Source organism: Silvibacterium acidisoli (genome assembly GCA_022870745.1).
Lineage (GTDB): Bacteria > Acidobacteriota > Terriglobia > Terriglobales > Acidobacteriaceae > Silvibacterium.
This window is the reverse complement of record CP085323.1, coordinates 3,454,230-3,471,254: the sequence shown is the minus strand read 5'-3', so window position 1 is coordinate 3,471,254 and position 17,025 is coordinate 3,454,230. Positions and strand designations below refer to the sequence as shown.

The window sequence follows — 17,025 nt, the reverse complement described above, 5'->3', positions numbered from 1 at the left end:
AGTTCCTCTTTGATAAATGGAGATGACTTCTCCATTGTAATCACATATCGCCAGATGGCGGTATAGTGTTGAAGCAAAAAGAGATTAGCGACCAAAAGCGTCTGGGTTTAAGCTCTTATTTTTGTTTGCCCCTGCCCTGATTCCGCTGCGATATTTCTTAGTCCGCTTCCGCTCTTTGGGCAGCGAATTCTGCCGGAGTAAGGATCGGATCGAGATCCTGGCCGGCGAACATGCGCTTGAAGAAGCCTACCATCTCTTCGCGGATGAGTGCGTTCGTGGCAAGAACCTCTTTGCTGTCGAGCCGGAAGGGCTGACCTTCAAAACCGGTGACCGTGCCTCCGGCCTCGGTGACGAGCAGAACCCCGGCTGAAGTGTCCCACGGATTCAGGTTGAACTCCCAGAAGGCTTCGAGGCGCCCGCAGGCTACGTAGGCGAGATCGAGCGCGGCGGAGCCGGCGCGGCGTACACCATGGGAGCGCAGGCTGAACTGGTGGTAGAAGTGAATGTTCGGGTTCTCGTGGCGCTTGCGGCTGGGAAAGCCGGTAGCGACCAGCGACTCGGCGATCGTCGCCACGCGCGAGACCTGGATGGGCGCGCCGTTGAGCGTGGCTCCCTTCCCTTTTTCCGCGAGAAACATTTCGTCGAGCAGCGGGTGGTAGACGATGCCAGCTACGAGTTCGCCGTCCTCTTCGGGCGCGAGCGAGGCGCTGCGGCGCTCGAGGCCCATGGAGACGCAGAAGGCCGGGAGGCCGTGTGCGAAGTTGGTGGTCCCGTCTAGCGGATCGATGTACCAGCGGTATTCGCCGTCGAGCTTGGAGCGGGTTCCTTCTTCTCCGTAGACGCCGTGTTCGGGAAAGAGCGTGTGCAGGCGTTCGACGATGAGCTTTTCCGAGGCGCGATCGGCTGCCGTCACGAGGTCGGCTTCACCCTTGTACTCGGTGGCGACTCCCTGGCGGTAGTACTCGCGCAAAAGCGCTCCGGCTTCGCGCGCGATGGCGGAGGCGGGTTCAGCGAAGGTAAAAAGATGTCTCACGGGTGAACTTCCAAATGAGATTCTGCGCCTTCACCTTCCTTGCGGCCGCTGCGGCGGCGTGGTTCCATGCCTTTGCGGGCCTGCTCGGTGATGGTGCGGATCTGGTTCTTGTAGATGAAGAGGTTTGGCTTGCCCTCGCGGGTGAGGCGGATCATGCGGTCGTCGAAATACTCGATCCATCCGAAAACGGTTTCCGAGTCGTGGAGCTTCACTGCGACCTGTACCTGCTTCTCGCTCAGAAAGCGCAGGTAGAGCGCTTCCTGACCCGTATCGCCCGGAGGAGGAGCCTTCTGGCGGCGTCGCGACACATTGGACGGTGGCATGCAGCCTATTGTAGCCGACGCGCTAGCGCTGGCAGTCGGGACACCAGTAAGTCGAGCGCGCACCGGTTCCCTGGCGGCGCATTTCTATTGGGGTTCCGCAGCGGCGGCACTGCTCGTTTTTGCGTCCGTAGACCCAGACTCGCGCCGAGGGATCGGCGTTGTGCGTGGTGCGGCGCATGCCGGTGTAGGTGATGATCTGATCGCCGGAATCTTCTTTGACGTTAGCAGCGAGAAGTTTCAGTGCGTTGTCGACGAGACAGGTGATTTCGTTTTCGCTGAGCGAAGAGACTTTGCGAAAGGGATGGACGCCGCAGAGGAAACAGATCTCGGATTTGTAGACGTTGCCGATGCCGGCCATCACCCGCTGGTTGAGCAGCATGTTGCCGATTTCGTCGTCGCCGTGTGCGCGGATGCGAGCCTTGGCTTCGTCCTCGGCGAAGTTTGGCTTGAGCAGGTCGGGACCTAGTTTGGGGATGGCGGAGTTGCGTTCGAGCGAACGTGCGGTGTGGAACTTCGCGACTGGAACCTCGAATCCAACTGCTTCGAACTTGTCGTTGCGCAGGACGACGCGCATGTGGCTGCGACCCCAGTGCCACTTCTCACCGAGACGATAAAGGTGCCAGCTTCCGCTCATGAGCATGTGCATGGTTAGGATGAGGTCGCCGGAGAAATAGATGAGCAGCCACTTGCCGCGAGCTTCTACTTTCTCGACGGTGCGTCCGGCGATGGGCGTGTTGTCGTCGACGGATGCGAGCTGCGCGTAAGCGGTCTCGAAGCCGGTGATGGTAGTTCCTGCGAAGGCCTTTTGCAGGGTGCGGGCGGTTCGATAGATGGTATCGCCTTCAGGCATCGACGGCCGTTTCCTTTGGCAGCGGCGACGGCAGGATGCGGCGCAGGTTGAAGCCCATGGGCGCGGGCTGGAAGCCGGCATCGAGCAGGAAGCGTGCGAGCGGATGCTCATGCACGGGCTGTCCGTTGATGGTGGCGATGAGCATGCCGCTGCGATTCGTTTCGTCGCTGCGCATCTCTTCCTGGGTTCGATCGCGCAGGTAGTTCGCGAGATCGCGCGCGATGCTGGAGCGATCGGGTTCGTCCGCAGGCAGAAAGACCTGCAGGTTTGGGTTGCCGCGGCGCAGGTAGGCGATGAGCTCTCCGTTACGCAGGATAACGGATGCGCCGACGCTGCGGGTTAACGTGCGCGCAACCACTTCGGCGTTTATCTGCAAAGCATCGGATGCTGGCCAACGGATGATGGATCCGTAGACGTTTGCGGGATCTGTCGCAGCGAGTGTTACGATTTCCGGCTTCTCGGGTTGCGTGTTGTTGCGCAGCGAGCGCAGCAGATCGACGGCGGAGGGCAGCGCGAACTGTGCCGCTCCGAGACCAGCGACGAAATAGCCACGGCGGATGCGTCCGCTCTCTTCGAGTGCTTTCAACACGTCATACACGGCGCTGAAGCCGCCGGAGATGTTTTCCTGCGTGATGGTTTCGCGGGTGACGATGCCGTGGCGGTTGAGGATCTGTTGTGCAAGGGAGTGGCTCCACTCGGTCTGTGCTGCGGGTGTGCTGCGGTCTGGTTGAGGAACGAGTGTCCAGCGGCCCTGCGCGCTTGGCGGCGTGGTGCGGCGTGAGCGAAAGGCAGGCAGGTTGTGCTGGCGCTTTGCTGGACGCGAGGTAGACGGCTTCGCCACGTAGGAACGCAATGCGTGGAAGGTGTCGTTGGTGATGAGGCCGCGCCAGACGAGGCTCCAGAGTGCGTCGAGAACTTCGCCGGGATAGCCGCCTCCGAGGGCGTCGTGAAGCTGCGCGAAGAACATGGCTCCGTTGGCGGAGAGCGCGGCGAGGATGGCCTGTTCCTTCTCTGTAAGCGGTGTGGCTTCGCGTGGCGGGCGCGGTGGCAGCAGCGATGAGAGCTTGTCGGCGAGGTAGAGGCCGATGCGTCCGTCGTGTTCGCCGAGCGGATCGAAGCCGCACCAGACGACTTCTCCGGCGGCGATGAGCGTGTCGAGATCGGAGGGCGAGTAACGCTGGATGCGCGATGGCAGTACGGATGTTTCGAGCAGCGATGCGGGGACTGGCGCACCCTGCAGGCTCTCGATGGTGTCTAGCAATGAATCGAGGCCGCGGCGCTTCTGTAGCACGCCCTGCCAGTGGGTTTCGAGGCGCGCAAGCATTTGCTGCTCGACCGGCTCGATCTCTTTGCGAAGACGTGCGAGTGATTTGCGGCGGATCTGGCGCAGGATTTCGACATCGCACCACTCGCGATGAACTCCGCTGGGGCGGAAGCCGCCTTCGACGATGCGCCCGTCGAGCACGAGCTGGCGAAGCGCGGCTTCAACCGGCTGCAGGTCGAGGCCGAAGCGTGCGGCTGCTTCCTGCGTGGTGTATGGGCCGTGGGTGCGGGCGTAGCGGCGCAGCAGCTCAAGCACCGGATGGCTCACCGGCTCGAGCAGCGATGCTGCAATGCCCGGCGGCAGCGGAACGCCGAGGGCATCGCGATAGCGCGCGGCGTCTTCGACAGCGATATAACGCTTCTCGCGGGCGATCTTGATTTCGAGCACGCGACGGGCGCGTTGCAGGCGGTCGAGCGACTGGATGAGGTCTTCGCTTGCGAGGCGCTTTGTGATCTCTGCGCGGGGGAGATCGCCGAGGCGCAGAAGCAGATCGTGAATGCCGTCGGCGGAGCGAACGCGCTGCGTCTCGAGCAGCATCTGCACCTGCTCTTCGACTTCGGCGATGGCTTCGGCATCGAGCAGCTCGCGCAGGTCGGCATCGCCGAGCAGGTCGCGAAGCTGGTCCTGATCGATGGAGAGCGCCTGGGCGCGGCGTTCGGCGAGCGGTGCGTCTCCGTCGTAGATGTAATTGGCGACGTAGCTGAAGAGCAGCGATGACGCGAAGGGCGACGGCGTGCGCGAATCGACGACGTGCGTGCGCACTTCGCGGCGCTCGATGTTGCGCAGGATTTCGAGGAAGGCCGGGATGTCGAAGACATCGCGCAGGCATTCGCGATAGGCCTCGAGCAGCATGGGGAACGAGGGATAGCGCGAGGCGACAGCCAGCAGATCATAGGCACGTTTGCGCTGCTGCCAGAGCGGTGCGCGGCCCTGGGCGCGGCGACGCGGTAGCAGCAGGGCGCGTGCCGAGGACTCGCGGAACTTCGCCGCGAAGAGAGCTGTCGAACCGAGCTGGCGCAGCACAAGGTCGGTCGCCTCCTGCGCGTCGAGCATGAGCAGGTCAGGATCGGGTGGCGTGTCGGTATCGGGAAAGCGGATGACGAAACCATCGTCGGCCCACATGGTTTCTACGTCGGGTCCACCTGACGCGCGGATGCGCCCGGTGACGGCCATGGCCCATGGCGCGTGAACGCGCGAGCCGAAGGGCGTGAGGACGCAGACACGCCAGTCGCCCAGTTCGTCGCGAACCCGCTCGATGACGATGTTGCGGTCATCTGGCACCGTGACGGTTGCAATTTCCTGGTCGGCGAGAAAGCGGATGAGATTTTCTGCTGCCTGCGGGTCTAGATCGTGTTCTCGGACGAGCCTGCTCAATGCCGCGTTGCGGGGCAGGTCGCGCAGCTCGCGAATAAGTGCGCCGATGCGGCGGCCGAATTCGAGCGGACGGCCGGCGGTGTCTCCGTGCCAGAAGGGCATCTTGCCGGGCTCGCCGGGTGCGGGCGATACGAGGACGCGGTCGTGGGTGATCTCGTCGATGCGCCAGGTCGAAGCTCCGAGGACGAAGGTCTCGCCGGTGCGTGTTTCGAAGACCATCTCTTCGTCGAGCTCTCCGACGCGGATGGGTTTTTCAGCTCCGGAGAGAAAGACGCCGTAGAGGCCGCGATCGGGGATGGTTCCACCGTTGAGGATGGCGAGGCTCTTTGCGCCCTCGCGCGGAGTGATGATGTTGGCGACTCGATCCCATGTGATGCGCGGGCGCAGCTCTGCGAACTCGTCGGAGGGGTAGCGTCCGGCGAGCAGGTCGAGCACTCCATCGAAGGCGGAGCGGGTGAGCGATGCGAAGGGCGCGGCTCCGCGAATGAGGCCGTAGAGCGCTTCGGCTGAGACTTCGGGCACAGGCGGCTGCTCGCCTTTTCTGGGTGGAACGGCAAGCGCTGGCGGCTGCGCGACGGTGGCGACGATCTGCTGGGCAAGCACGTCGAGCGGGTTGCGCAGGTAGCGCGTGGACTCGACCAGGCCCTCGTGCATGGCGCGGGTGACGGCGGCGCAGGCGATGAGGTCGGCGCGGAATTTGGGGAAGATTACTCCCTCGCTGGCCGCTCCGACCTGGTGGCCGGCGCGGCCGATGCGCTGCATGCCGCTTGCGACCGAGGGCGGCGCTTCGATCTGGATGACGAGATCGACGGCTCCCATGTCGATGCCGAGTTCGAGCGAGGAGGTCGCGACGAGAGCACGTATCGCTCCGGCCTTTAATTGCTCTTCGATCTCGGAGCGCTGCGATGCGGCGAGCGAGCCGTGATGGGCGCGGGCGAGGGTTCCGGTGATCCCCTGCTCCTGGGCAAGCTCGTTGATGGCTCCTGCTAATCGTTCTGCTGTGCGGCGGTTGTTGACGAAGAGGATGGTCGACTGGCGCTCGAGGATGATTGCGAGCAGGCGCGGATGGATCGCAGACCAGATGGAGGTGCGCTTGGGGCCCTGCGAGGCAGCTCCGCTGGGCAGCTCTTCGATCTGGCCGAGCTTGGCCATGTCTTCGACCGGGACCTCGATGCGCAGCTCGAGCTTCTTGGGCTCGCTGGCGTTGACGATGGTGACAGGGCGGAAGCGCTGCGCGGCTTCGTCGTCGCTGGTCCACTCATGCTCGAATTCGGTTACGGTGTCGGTTGACTCGGACTGATTCTTCTGCGGCCTCGAGGTGTCGACTCCGCCAAGGAAGTGGGCTACCTCTTCGAGTGGACGCTGCGTGGCGGAGAGGCCGATGCGCTGAAGCGGTTTCGCGGTGATGGCTTCCAGGCGCTCGAGGCTGAGAGCGAGATGGGCTCCGCGCTTGGTGGGCACGAGCGCGTGAATTTCGTCGATGATGACGGTTTCGACGGTGCGCAGTGCGGCGGCTGAATCCGAAGTGAGCAGCAGGTAGAGCGACTCGGGGGTGGTGATGAGGATCTCTGCCGGGTGGCGGCGGAACTTTGCGCGATCTTTCTGTGCGGTGTCCCCGGTTCGGACGCTGATGTCGGGCGTGTGGTAGCGAACACCCTGCGCGCGGGCCATGTTGGCGATGCCAGCGAGGGGCGAACGCAGGTTGCGCTCGACGTCGACGGCGAGTGCCTTGAGCGGGCTGAGATAAATGACGCGGCAGCCTTCCAGGTCAGAGTCGGCCCGGCGCAGCATGAGGCGGTCGAGGCACCAGAGAAAAGCGGTGAGGGTTTTTCCGGTTCCGGTTGGCGCAAGGATCAGGGTGCTTTCGTTCTTTGCGATGGCAGGCCAGCCGAGGCGCTGCGGCGAGGTGGGCTGGTCGAAGACGGCGCGGAACCACTCGGCAGTGACCGGATGAAAAAGAGACAGCGCGGCCTCGCCGGCTTCGGTGGTGGATTCGGCGCGGGTTGACCGCTTTTTCTCTTTTCCCTGACTCTTGACCGGCATCCGTTGAGAATATCCTGCACCCGTTTAGATGCAGGATGCCTCCACGGTGCTCAACCCGGCAAGGGCCTGTAATAGCAGGTGCCAGCCGCGAAGACTGTCTGGAAGTGGTCGGGCAACCCAGTTTGTTCGCTGGAACCGAGGATGAGGAAGCCGTCGGGCTCGAGAACTCGGTGCAGGTTAAGCAGTAAATGGGTGCGCGTGGGCTGATCGAAATAAAGCATGACATTACGCAGCAGGATGCCGTCGTAACGCTCAAAGCGGCATGAGCTTTCGAGAAGGTTCTGCTGGAAGAAGCGGCAGTTCCTGCGGATCTCCGGGGCGACCTCCCACTCGTCGTCTTTCTGGAGAAAGTACTTTAGCAGGAAACGGGCGGGCAGGCCGCGATTGATCTCCATCCGCTGGTAGCGGGCGGCGCGGGCACGGCGGACGACCTCGGCTGAGAGGTCGGTGCCGATGATTTCAATGTGCCAGCCGTTGAGCTGCGGGAAATACTCGCGCAGCAGCATGGCGAGGGAGTACGCTTCCTGGCCGGTGGAGCAGGCGGCGCTCCAGAAGCGCAGGTGCCGCAGGGCACGGCGGCGCTCGATCAGGACGGGCAACAGCTCCCGGTGCATCAGGTCGAATGGCGTACGGTCGCGAAAGAAGCTGGTTTCGTTGACCGTCATGGCTTCAGCGATGGCGCGCTGGATGGCGGTGTCAGGAAATTGGCGCAGTGCGGCGACCAGCTGGTCGAGCGAGCGCAGTCCGGTGCTCTGAATCAGGTGCTGTAGACGCTGTTCAAAGAGGTAGTCGCGCGCCGGATCAAGCGTATTGGCCGATTGCTCGAAGACCAGGGAGCGCAGAAAGGCATAGTCTGCCGCCGAACAGGTCATGTTTCTTCTCCTATGGGCGGTGATGGCTCACATGACGGATAACCGCAGAGGCCATGGCGTCGAGCGGCAGAATACGGTCGGCAAGGCCGGCCTCAGCGACCGCCCCCGGCATGCCCCATACGGCGCTGGTAGCTTTATCCTGCACAAGCACCTTGCCCTGCACGGCACGGATGGCTCGGCAGCCATCGAGCCCGTCGGAGCCCATTCCGGTAAGAATCACGGCCAGGGTTTCGGCTCCGTAGCGCGCAGCTGCGGAGCGGAAGAGAATATCGACGGATGGGCGGCAGAAATGCTCAGGCAGGCCCTGGCTGAGGCGTAGATGATAGGGCGCGATCGAGCCGGCCAGCTCCATGTGCCAGTCTCCGCGAGCGAGAGTGACGGTTCCTGGCTTCGGATGGTCTCCGTAACCGGCTTCCCGGACGGTGAGCGGGCAGATGCCGTCGAGACGCTCGGCAAGCAGGGCGGTGAAGAGCCGCGGCATGTGCTGAACGACGAGGATCGGTAACGGGAAGTCTGCCGGGAGGGCAGGCAGAAAAGTTTCCAGGGCGGCGGGTCCACCGGTGGAAACACCGACGACGACGACTCCGGGGCCGAAGGTGTTTTCTGAAGCGCCCGAACGGAGGTGCGGAGCGTCGGTAGGGGAATGTGTTCCGGCGACTGGAAACAGGGCAAGGATCTTTGGGATGAGTTCCCTGCTGAGGGTCTCCACCCCTTCCCGGACGCCGTTCTGCGCGGATGGCTTGGCTACGTAGTCTGTCGCACCGCGCGCCAGCGCCTCGAGGGTGATAGCAGCCCCGCGCCGTGTAAGGGTGCTGCACATAATGACGCGGACGCTCAGATGACGGGCGCGGAGTTCGGCCAGCACCTCGAGACCGGTCATGCGCGGCATTTCGATATCCAGCAGCACTACGTCCGGCCTGAGCGTCTCGATGGCTGCGAGGCCTTCCGGCCCATCATGGGCCGTTCCCACCAGCTCGATGCGCGGGCATCCACCGAGAACGCTGCGCAGGAGCGTACGCATGACGGCGGAGTCGTCGACGATGAGCGCGCGAATCATCTCTGTGGGCGCACTCATTTCGCTCCGTCCGTCAAAAGACCAACCAGCTGTAGTTTTTCGACCAACCCCTCTTCATCGAAAGGTTTCATCAGGTATTCGTCAGCTCCGGCTGCGAGCGCGGCTGCGATGAAGCCATTTTCCGATTCGGTGGTAACCATCAGGATTTTCATGCCGTTCCAGCGCCGGTCTGAGCGCAGGGAACGGACCATCTCAAGGCCGCCCAGCACCGGCATATTCCAGTCGATCAGCGCGACATCGAAAGGACCGGCATCGGCGAGGATGCGAAGCCCCTGCTCCCCGTTCTCCGCGCTGCTGCAAACCACTCCCCAGCCCGTCAGCAAACCGCAGAGGTAGTCACGAAGGAAGCGGGAGTCGTCGACGACGAGAGCACGCATGATCGCGGAATCCTTTCCGGCGCCCTGTTATCTCACCAGCCGCATGGGATCGAGCAGATCTGGATCGAGCATGACCAGCAGCCGGTCTGCCAGCTTGTAGGTACCGGCGAAGAGCGCCTTCCTCCGGTCGTCAAGCGTGGAAGGATTCGTCTCGTAATCACGCGGATGCACGGTGAGAACTTCGCCGACAGCATCGACCAGCAGGCCAAAGTAGCCGTCCGTTCCCCGAAAGACGAGCATGTCCTGCCGCTCTGGAGAGTCGCCCAGGCCAAGCAGGCTGCGCAACGAGACCGCCGGCAGAACTTCGCCGCGATAGTGGACCAGGCCACCGACGAAGGATGGGGCTAGCGGCACGGGCCGGGTTGCCGGCGCGCCAAGGATTTCGAGGATCTTCGTGATAGGTACACCAAACAGGGTCTCCCCTACGCGCACCGAACACATTTCGATCCCAGCTTCGGCTATATGGGCGTGCTCCAGGGTTAGCGACATGCCTCTGCCTCCAGTTCCGCGGTTATGGCGATGGGTCCGGGGATGGGTCCGGGGATGGGCCCGGCTGCAGGGCCGGGGAGAACCGGAATGCGGCTTAGATTCACGACCTCCGTGACCCGCTCCCGAAGCAGGGTCACCCCGGCAGCTACTGCATTGGTTCCTGCCTCTGACAGCGCAGAGCCGGTTGCGACGTCGAGCACGTGGGCAACGGTAATGCCGACATGACGGGTGCCCTCGCGGCAGACGATCACGGTCATTTCGGCAGCCTGGCTGACGTCGTCAAGCAGGCCCGAGGAATCCTCAAGCGGCAGCAGCACCCCATCGAAGCGCAGAACCGGAGTACGGCCAATATGTTCGACACGCCCTCGCTCGATGCGCTCGATACGAAGCACCTCGGAGAGAGGAAGCGCGGCCTGCGCCGTACCCTCGCCGGTCTCCACCAGAAGGAACTCTTCACCCTCAGATGCGAGCGCTGCGGAAGCCTGATCCTGCTCTTCTTCCTCTTCCTCACTCAGGCCGATCTCGGCACGGACCGCTATCGCGGCAGGATCGAGAATAAGCGCCATCTCGCCGTTGCCCATCAACGTCGCTCCGGAGAAAAGACCGATCTCCTTCAACGCCGAAGATAAAGGCTTGACGACGATCTCTTCCGGATCGGCAAGGCCGTCGATGACCAGGCCGTAACGGCGGCCATCGGCATTGAGTACCGCGATGTAGCAGCCCGCTTCGACCTCCGGATCCTCGCCCTGCTCAAGCATGCGCGAGAGATAGACCAGCGGCAGGAGCTTCCCGCGCAGCCGGTAGAGGGGTGCGTTCTCGAGCCACTCAATCTGCGTGCGCCGCTCTTCGGGAGTGAGGTGCACCAGCTCGAAAAGCGCTCCCTGGGGGAGGGCAAAGCTTTGGCTGCGGCTGCTTACGATCAGCGCGGGCACGATGGCGAGCGTGAGAGGAATTCTTAAACGGAGGGTGGTTCCCTTGCCGGGGCGGCTTTCGATTTCGACCTTGCCGCCAATCTTCTCGACGTTATTACGCACCACATCCATGCCGACGCCGCGGCCGGAGACGTTCGTCACCGCCGCAGCCGTCGAGAAACCGGGCAGGAAAATCAACTGCAGCAGCTCGCGTTCGCTCAGCTGGGCTACCTTCTCCTGCGTGATCAGCTTGCGCTCGAGCGCCTTGTCGCGAATCTTCTCCACGCGGATGCCGCCGCCGTCGTCTGCGACTTCAATAAGGACGTGGCTGCCTTCCTGGTAGGCGCGCAAACGCAGTGTTCCGGCCGGATTCTTGCCGGCGGCCTCGCGCGCGGCCGGCATTTCGATGCCGTGATCGCAGGAGTTACGGACGAGATGAGTAAGCGGGTCCTTGATGGCTTCGAGCAGGCTCTTGTCGAGCTCCGTCTCCTGGCCCTCGAGCTCGAGATGAATCTGCTTGTCGAGCTGCTGGGCGAGATCGCGGACGAGGCGGGGAAACTTGGAGAAGACATGGCTCACCGGCTGCATGCGAACCTTCATCACCGCTTCGCGCAGGTCCGATGTGACCATATCGAGACGCCGGGAAAGCGGCGCAAACGCGACATCGGTATTCGTCGCCTGCAGGATCTGGTTTCGCGTAAGCACCAGCTCGCCCACCAGGTTCATCATCTGGTTGAGCAGGGTGATGTCCACGCGCAGGGTGGAGTCAGCGGCACTGACCTGAGCGCGCTGCTGCGGAACTCCGGCTACGGGCTCAGCCGCCGGCTTCGGCGCAGCTTCAGGTGCGGCCTCGGAACCGGCTGCTTCGGCGCTGTTGCTACGGGCCGGAGCGCGTCGTTTGCCTGCCTTCTTTGTTTTGGTCTCCGCGGCAATTTCCACGCTCTCGACCAACTCCACGCTCTCGGCAACCGCGACCGCTTCGCCATGCTGTAAAGCGTGGAGACGTTCGATCATGGCATGATCGTCGCCCTGGCCTTCGGAATTATCGTTTTCGATCGACTGCAGGATCGCCCGGAGGTCGTCGAGCAATTGCAGCAGCGTGCTGATGATCTCCTCATTCGCAACCAGCTTGCCGTCGCGCAGCATGCCCAGCAGATTTTCACCCGCGTGCGAGAGCTTCTCGAGTCGCGAGTAGCCGAGAAACCCGGTCGTGCCCTTGATGGTATGCACGGACCGGAAGATGTCGGCCAGCAGCTCGCCGTCCTGCGGGCGCTCTTCCAGCTCGGTCAGGCACCGCTCCATGCGGTCCAGACCTTCCTGGCTTTCGATGAGGAATTCTCTAGTCAGCTCGTCCACGTATGCGTTATCGGACGCGAGGGACTGAAACTTGAGCGGGTTTGCCCATTTCGCCGGTGAAACGTTAGCCTCGAAGGGTGAGTGGAACCGCCCTTACCGACGCCCTGAAATCCCAACTGCTTGCCCTGGCCCGGCGAGCGGCGGAGCACGCTTATGCTCCTTACTCCGGCTTTCGAGTGGGCGCGGCGCTGCTTTTGGACGATGGGACGATCGTCTCCGGCTGCAATGTCGAGAATGCCTCGTTCGGGCTGACCAGCTGCGCGGAGCGCAATGCCCTATTTACCGCCATCGGAGCGGGAGGGGCGACGCGAAGGATCATTGCTGTGACGGTGACCAATCTAAATGACGCGCCGAGTCCTCCCTGTGGGGCCTGCCGGCAGGTGTTGAGTGAATTCGTGTCGGCGGATGCAGTGATCTCGTTCCCTGGCCCGGGAGGAATGGAGTCGGTTCCGTTTGCCGCGCTCTTTCCATACACGTTTTCTCTCGAGAAGAAATGATGCATGCCATCGACCTGATCCGGAAGAAGCGCGACGGCGGCGAGTTGACCGCCGATGAGATTCAATTCATCGTCAGAGGCGCGGCGAGCCAGGCGATTCCGGAAGCGCAACTGGCGGCGTGGCTGATGGCAGCGTTTCTGCGCGGGCTGTCTTCGGCGGAGCTGGATGCGCTGACCACGGCGATGCGCTTCTCCGGTGTGACCTTCGATCATGCCGGGCTGGGCTGTGTGACGGTGGACAAGCACTCGACCGGTGGGGTGGGTGATAAGACTTCGTTTCTCGTCGCTCCGATCGCGGCCGCCGCCGGGCTTGCCGTTCCCATGATCAGCGGACGCGCGCTGGGGCATACGGGCGGCACCCTCGACAAGCTGGAGAGCATTCCGGGGTATCGCACGCAGTTGTCGCTCGATGAGGCGCGGCGGGTAATGGACGAGTGTGGGGCGACCATCATCGGCCAGACGAAGGATCTTGTTCCGGCAGACCGGGTTCTCTATGACCTGCGCGATCGAACCGGGACGGTTGAGAGTCCGTGGCTGATCTGTGCGTCGATCATGAGCAAGAAGCTGGCGGCGGGGTTGCAGGGGCTGGTGCTCGACGTGAAGACGGGCTCGGGCGCTTTTCTGCGTGATTACGAACAAGCGCGTTTCCTGGCGGGGCTGATGGTTGAAACGGGCGAGCGAGCGGGAACGCGGACCGCTGCGCTGATGACCTCGATGGATCAGCCGCTGGGCCGCTTCGCTGGCAACTGGATTGAGATTGCCGAGTCCATCGAGCTGCTTGCGGGCAAGCGGCATCCGCTGAGTGAAGACCTGCTGGAGCTTTCGCTGATTCTGGCGGGATGGATGATTCATCTTGGCGGCAAGGCGAAGGATGCTGAGGCTGGAAAGGCCATCGCCTCCGAAAAGATTGCAGACGGGTCGGCGCTCGGGCATTTCCGGAAGATGGTTGCCGCACAGGGTGGGGATCTTGACGCTTTGTACAAGGGCTTCGGCTTTCATCGGCCGAAGTTCCGGCGGGAGTTGCTGGCGGAACGGTCAGGAATAGTGCAGCGAGTCGACACCACCGCTGTCGGCTGGGCGGTGCAGCGGCTGGGCGCGGGGCGCGAACGTGCCGGTGAGGCCGTGGCGGCGCATGCGGGGCTCGAGGTGCACTTCAAGATCGGGAGCCGCATCAACGCGGGCAAGACTTTGTGCACGCTCTTTGCCGAGGAGGAATCGCGCTTTGAGGAACCGGAAAAGCTGTTACGCGAGGCGATTGTTATTGGAGACGAGGCGGTTCAGCCCCCGCCGCTGGTGCGCGAGATTGTAACCGCGGAGAATGCGTGCAGCGGCTGAAGCCGCTTTGAAATGAGCCGCGAATGGCATGACTGAAGCCATGCCCTGATACAGGACCCGCTTCATCGCCAATGCGTGTCCTGACAGGCCTGCTCTATCGCAGATATCTGCTCTTCACGGATGAGATTCGGCTTCGGGATTTGGGAAGCGCGCTTTAGGATGAAGATTCAGGAGAGTTCTGCTTGGCTCGTTTTACCGGAATCCTTGGGCTTCTAACCATGCTGTTGCTGGCGTGGATCTTTTCGACGAACCGCCGCGCCATCCGCTGGCGCACGGTGGCCTGGGGCTTGAGCCTTCAAGTTGCATTCGCATTCATGGTGCTGAAGTGGACGGTCGGGCAGCGGGTGCTGGCCTCGGTCGGCGCGGCGATCACGCACATGCTGAACTACTCCTTTGTCGGCTCGACGATGGTCTTTGGCGAGCTGGGCAAGCAGCATTCCTCAAACGGGCTGATCTTTGCTTTCCAGGTATTGCCGACTATTATCTTTATCTCCGCGCTCTTTGCGGTGCTTTACCACCTGGGCGTGATGCAGCTGGTGATTAAGGTTTTTGCCCGGCTGATGCAGTGGACGATGAAGGTCTCTGGCGCGGAGAGCCTGAATGTGGCGGCGAGCATCTTCATGGGGCAGACGGAGGCTCCGCTGACGATTCGTCCGTTTCTGCCGGATGCAACAAAGTCGGAGCTGATGACGATCATGACGAGCGGCATGGCGCACGTGTCGGGCGGCATCATGGCGGCGTACATTCTTTATGGCATCGAGGCGCAGCACCTGCTGGCGGCTGTGATCATGACCGCTCCGGGAACGCTGCTGATTTCGAAGATGCTGGTGCCGGAGACGGAAACTCCCGCGACCGAGGGCGTGGTGCACATGCCGGTCGAAGAGGAGCACAAGGAAGAGAATCTGCTGGGTGCGATTGCGCGCGGCACGATTGACGGCGGCAGGCTGGCGTTTAATGTCGCAATCATGCTGATTTCGTTCCTGGCGCTGATTGCGCTGCTGAACGGCATTCTCGGCGGCATTCACAACTGGCTGGGTGCGCACCATTTCCGCTACTTCCCCTCAAGCCTCGATTCGATCCTGGGCGTAATCTTTGCGCCGGTGGCGTGGGTGATTGGGATTCCGTGGCATGAAGCTGGAATTGTCGGCAACCTGCTGGGTACGCGCATGGTCATCAACGAGGTTGTGGCGTATTCGCTGCTGGGTGCGCAGAAGGCAGCGCTGGACATGCGATCGTTTACGATTGCCACCTTTGCGCTTTGCGGATTTGCGAATCTCAGCTCGATCGGCATCCAGATCGGCGGCATCGGCGCGCTGGCTCCGAACCGTCGCAATGACCTGGCGAAGCTGGGGCTACGCGCCATGCTGGCGGGCACGATGGCGAACCTGATGTCGGCCTCGATTGTCGGAATTCTGCTGAAGTAGATAAGATGAGTTCTAACTGAACCGATGTCTTCTCATAACTCTTTTGACCAGGCTGCCGAAGCAGCAGCATATCTATCTGCCCGTCTTACTATTCGCCCCGCGATCGCTGTTGTTCTAGGCTCCGGACTGGGCGGCTTTGCCGCTGAACTCGGGCAGCCGGTTACGATTCCCTATTCCGAGATACCCCACTTTCCGCAATCGACCGTCCCTGGGCATCATGGCCAGTTGGTCGCGGGCACGTTGAAGGGTGTTCCGCTGATCGTGATGCAGGGCCGCGTGCATGGCTACGAGGGCTATTCGCCCGAGCAGGTCGTCTTTCCGGTGCGCGTGCTGCGCTGCCTTGGCATTCGCTCGCTGGTGCTGACGAATGCTGCCGGAGGCATCCGCGAAAGCCTGAAGCAGGGGCAGTTGGTTCTGCTGTCGGATCACATCAACTTCACGGGAAAGAATCCTGTGGCCGGCGCCAACGACGAGCGATTCGGTCCGCGCTTCTTCGATATGTCGGAAGCGTATTCCAAAACGCTGCGCGAGATCGCACAGAGGGCAGCGCAGTCAGAAGGATACGTCCTCGAAGAAGGCGTCTACCTTGGGCTGCTGGGGCCGAGCTTCGAAACACCAGCGGAGATTCGTGCATTTCGCACCATGGGTGCCGATCTTGTCGGCATGTCCACGGTGATGGAGACGATCGCCGCACGACATATGGGCATCGAGGTCTTAGGCATCTCCTGCGTGACGAACATGGCCGCGGGCATCCAGGCCGAGCCGCTGAGTCACGAAGAGGTGATGGAGACCGGCAGGCGGGTGGAATCGACCATCGCCCGGCTGCTGAAACGCGTGATTCCCGCGATGGCCGCCCGGCTTGATGAGCCGGCGAAATGAGCACTCCCGTAATCATTGGAGTTGCCGGCTGTTCGGGCTCCGGGAAAACCACGCTTGCAGATGAGCTGGCACGCGAGCTTGAGGGAACGCACTTTCACCTCGATTACTACTATCGCGACCTGGCACACCTCTCTTACGAAGAACGCTGCAAGGTGAACTTCGACGATCCAGGCCAACTGGAGTCGGAGTTGCTGGTGAAGCATGTCGGGCAGCTTGCCGAGGGCGCGGCGATTCATCATCCGGTTTACGACTTTGCGAATCACACGCGACGCAAGGGCGAGACAAAGCGGCTGGAAGTGGATCACCTGCTGATCGTCGATGGCATCTTTGCGTTGCACTATCCGGAACTGCGTGCGCTGTATGACCTCAGCATTTATGTGGATGCTCCCGATGAGGTCTGCTATCAACGCAGGCTGGCGCGGGATATTGCGCAGCGCGGAAGAACGCCGGAATCCGTCGAGCAGCACTATAGCGAAAGCGTGCGGCCGATGGCGGAGAAGTATGTGCGTCCCTCGGCACAACATGCCGATCTGGTTGTTGAGGGAACTTCTTCTCTCGACTGGTCGATCGAACTGGTGCTTACGAATCTGAAGAAGAGCGGTTTGTTGAAGATTCTTACGACGCGCTAGAGCTGATCGGCATTTTGCGGAGTTCTCGGAAAAGTACAGATCCCTCAAATCGTTCGGGATGACAATTCTGAGGAAAGTATCTGCTTTCTTACAGCGTTCCTCTCTTCGGCAGCAGAATTTTCAACACAGAGGACACAGAGAGCACGGAGGGATCTGTGCCAAGGAGGAAGATGGTCGCCTTCCGCGAGCGCCTCCGTGTTCTCCGTGCTCTCTGTGGTGCAATGCCTTTGCGATG

14 protein-coding genes are annotated in these 17,025 nt (G+C 62.1%); 5 read left to right on the top strand and 9 right to left on the bottom strand.

What is annotated here, in order from left to right; all coding sequences use genetic code 11:
* Positions 1-157 precede the first annotated feature (157 nt).
* From LJD29_RS14485 to LJD29_RS14445, 9 genes are read right to left on the bottom strand one after another with little or no spacing between them, the layout of a single operon-like run.
* On the bottom strand, positions 158-1,033 hold the full coding sequence (locus tag LJD29_RS14485) for an inositol monophosphatase family protein (protein ID WP_446742256.1): 876 nt from the start codon (positions 1,031-1,033) through the stop codon (positions 158-160).
* Complete coding sequence (locus LJD29_RS14480) at positions 1,030-1,356, bottom strand: RNA chaperone Hfq (RefSeq protein WP_446742255.1); 327 nt, start codon at positions 1,354-1,356, stop codon at positions 1,030-1,032. The genes LJD29_RS14485 and LJD29_RS14480 overlap by 4 nt, the downstream gene beginning before the upstream one ends.
* Before the next feature lie 22 nt (positions 1,357-1,378).
* The gene (locus LJD29_RS14475; RefSeq protein ID WP_446742254.1) at positions 1,379-2,206 is read right to left on the bottom strand and encodes an Fpg/Nei family DNA glycosylase; all 828 of its coding nucleotides are present in this window, start codon (positions 2,204-2,206) and stop codon (positions 1,379-1,381) included.
* Complete coding sequence (locus LJD29_RS14470; RefSeq protein ID WP_446742253.1) at positions 2,199-6,947, bottom strand: Lhr family helicase; 4,749 nt, start codon at positions 6,945-6,947, stop codon at positions 2,199-2,201. The genes LJD29_RS14475 and LJD29_RS14470 overlap by 8 nt, the downstream gene beginning before the upstream one ends.
* A 50-nt stretch (positions 6,948-6,997) precedes the next feature.
* A complete protein-coding gene (locus LJD29_RS14465; RefSeq protein WP_446742252.1) occupies positions 6,998-7,819 on the bottom strand; it encodes a CheR family methyltransferase in 822 nt (273 codons plus the stop codon).
* A 10-nt stretch (positions 7,820-7,829) separates the two neighbouring features.
* The gene (gene cheB / locus LJD29_RS14460; RefSeq protein ID WP_446742251.1) at positions 7,830-8,894 is read right to left on the bottom strand and encodes a chemotaxis-specific protein-glutamate methyltransferase CheB; all 1,065 of its coding nucleotides are present in this window, start codon (positions 8,892-8,894) and stop codon (positions 7,830-7,832) included.
* Complete coding sequence (locus LJD29_RS14455) at positions 8,891-9,271, bottom strand: response regulator (RefSeq protein ID WP_446742250.1); 381 nt, start codon at positions 9,269-9,271, stop codon at positions 8,891-8,893. Before LJD29_RS14455 ends, cheB begins: the two co-directional genes overlap by 4 nt.
* Before the next feature lie 27 nt (positions 9,272-9,298).
* Positions 9,299-9,760, bottom strand: a complete 462-nt coding sequence (locus tag LJD29_RS14450) for a chemotaxis protein CheW (protein ID WP_446742249.1) — start codon at positions 9,758-9,760, stop codon at positions 9,299-9,301.
* Positions 9,751-12,027: a chemotaxis protein CheA gene (locus LJD29_RS14445; RefSeq protein WP_446742248.1), complete on the bottom strand. Its 2,277-nt coding sequence runs from the start codon at positions 12,025-12,027 to the stop codon at positions 9,751-9,753. Before LJD29_RS14445 ends, LJD29_RS14450 begins: the two co-directional genes overlap by 10 nt.
* A 77-nt stretch (positions 12,028-12,104) precedes the next feature.
* On the opposite strand from LJD29_RS14445, the gene LJD29_RS14440 reads away from it, so the two are divergent.
* The 5 genes from LJD29_RS14440 to udk all read left to right on the top strand — a co-directional run bounded on the left by LJD29_RS14440 (position 12,105) and on the right by udk (position 16,790).
* Entirely contained in the window at positions 12,105-12,524 is a 420-nt protein-coding gene (locus LJD29_RS14440) for a cytidine deaminase (protein WP_446742247.1), read from the top strand.
* Entirely contained in the window at positions 12,521-13,858 is a 1,338-nt protein-coding gene (locus LJD29_RS14435; protein WP_446742246.1) for a thymidine phosphorylase, read from the top strand. Before LJD29_RS14440 ends, LJD29_RS14435 begins: the two co-directional genes overlap by 4 nt.
* A 182-nt stretch (positions 13,859-14,040) precedes the next feature.
* Positions 14,041-15,282: a NupC/NupG family nucleoside CNT transporter gene (locus LJD29_RS14430; RefSeq protein ID WP_446742245.1), complete on the top strand. Its 1,242-nt coding sequence runs from the start codon at positions 14,041-14,043 to the stop codon at positions 15,280-15,282.
* Positions 15,283-15,306: 24 nt separating this feature from the next.
* Positions 15,307-16,161, top strand: a complete 855-nt coding sequence (locus tag LJD29_RS14425) for a purine-nucleoside phosphorylase (RefSeq protein ID WP_446742244.1) — start codon at positions 15,307-15,309, stop codon at positions 16,159-16,161.
* Complete coding sequence (gene udk, locus LJD29_RS14420; protein ID WP_446742243.1) at positions 16,158-16,790, top strand: uridine kinase; 633 nt, start codon at positions 16,158-16,160, stop codon at positions 16,788-16,790. Before LJD29_RS14425 ends, udk begins: the two co-directional genes overlap by 4 nt.
* The last annotated feature ends 235 nt before the right edge of the window (positions 16,791-17,025 follow it).

What these genes read in the sequence shown, in the direction of transcription:
- LJD29_RS14480 (WP_446742255.1), bottom strand. Translation starts at nt 1,356, where the DNA reads ATGCCACCGTCCAATGTGTCGCGACGCCGCCAGAAGGCTCCTCCTCCG.
- LJD29_RS14475 (WP_446742254.1), bottom strand. Translation starts at nt 2,206, where the DNA reads ATGCCTGAAGGCGATACCATCTATCGAACCGCCCGCACCCTGCAAAAG.
- LJD29_RS14470 (WP_446742253.1), bottom strand. Translation starts at nt 6,947, where the DNA reads ATGCCGGTCAAGAGTCAGGGAAAAGAGAAAAAGCGGTCAACCCGCGCC.
- LJD29_RS14465 (WP_446742252.1), bottom strand. Translation starts at nt 7,819, where the DNA reads ATGACCTGTTCGGCGGCAGACTATGCCTTTCTGCGCTCCCTGGTCTTC.
- cheB (WP_446742251.1), bottom strand. Translation starts at nt 8,894, where the DNA reads ATGAGTGCGCCCACAGAGATGATTCGCGCGCTCATCGTCGACGACTCC.
- LJD29_RS14455 (WP_446742250.1), bottom strand. Translation starts at nt 9,271, where the DNA reads ATGCGTGCTCTCGTCGTCGACGACTCCCGCTTCCTTCGTGACTACCTC.
- LJD29_RS14450 (WP_446742249.1), bottom strand. Translation starts at nt 9,760, where the DNA reads ATGTCGCTAACCCTGGAGCACGCCCATATAGCCGAAGCTGGGATCGAA.
- LJD29_RS14435 (WP_446742246.1), top strand. Translation starts at nt 12,521, where the DNA reads ATGATGCATGCCATCGACCTGATCCGGAAGAAGCGCGACGGCGGCGAG.
- LJD29_RS14425 (WP_446742244.1), top strand. Translation starts at nt 15,307, where the DNA reads ATGTCTTCTCATAACTCTTTTGACCAGGCTGCCGAAGCAGCAGCATAT.
- udk (WP_446742243.1), top strand. Translation starts at nt 16,158, where the DNA reads ATGAGCACTCCCGTAATCATTGGAGTTGCCGGCTGTTCGGGCTCCGGG.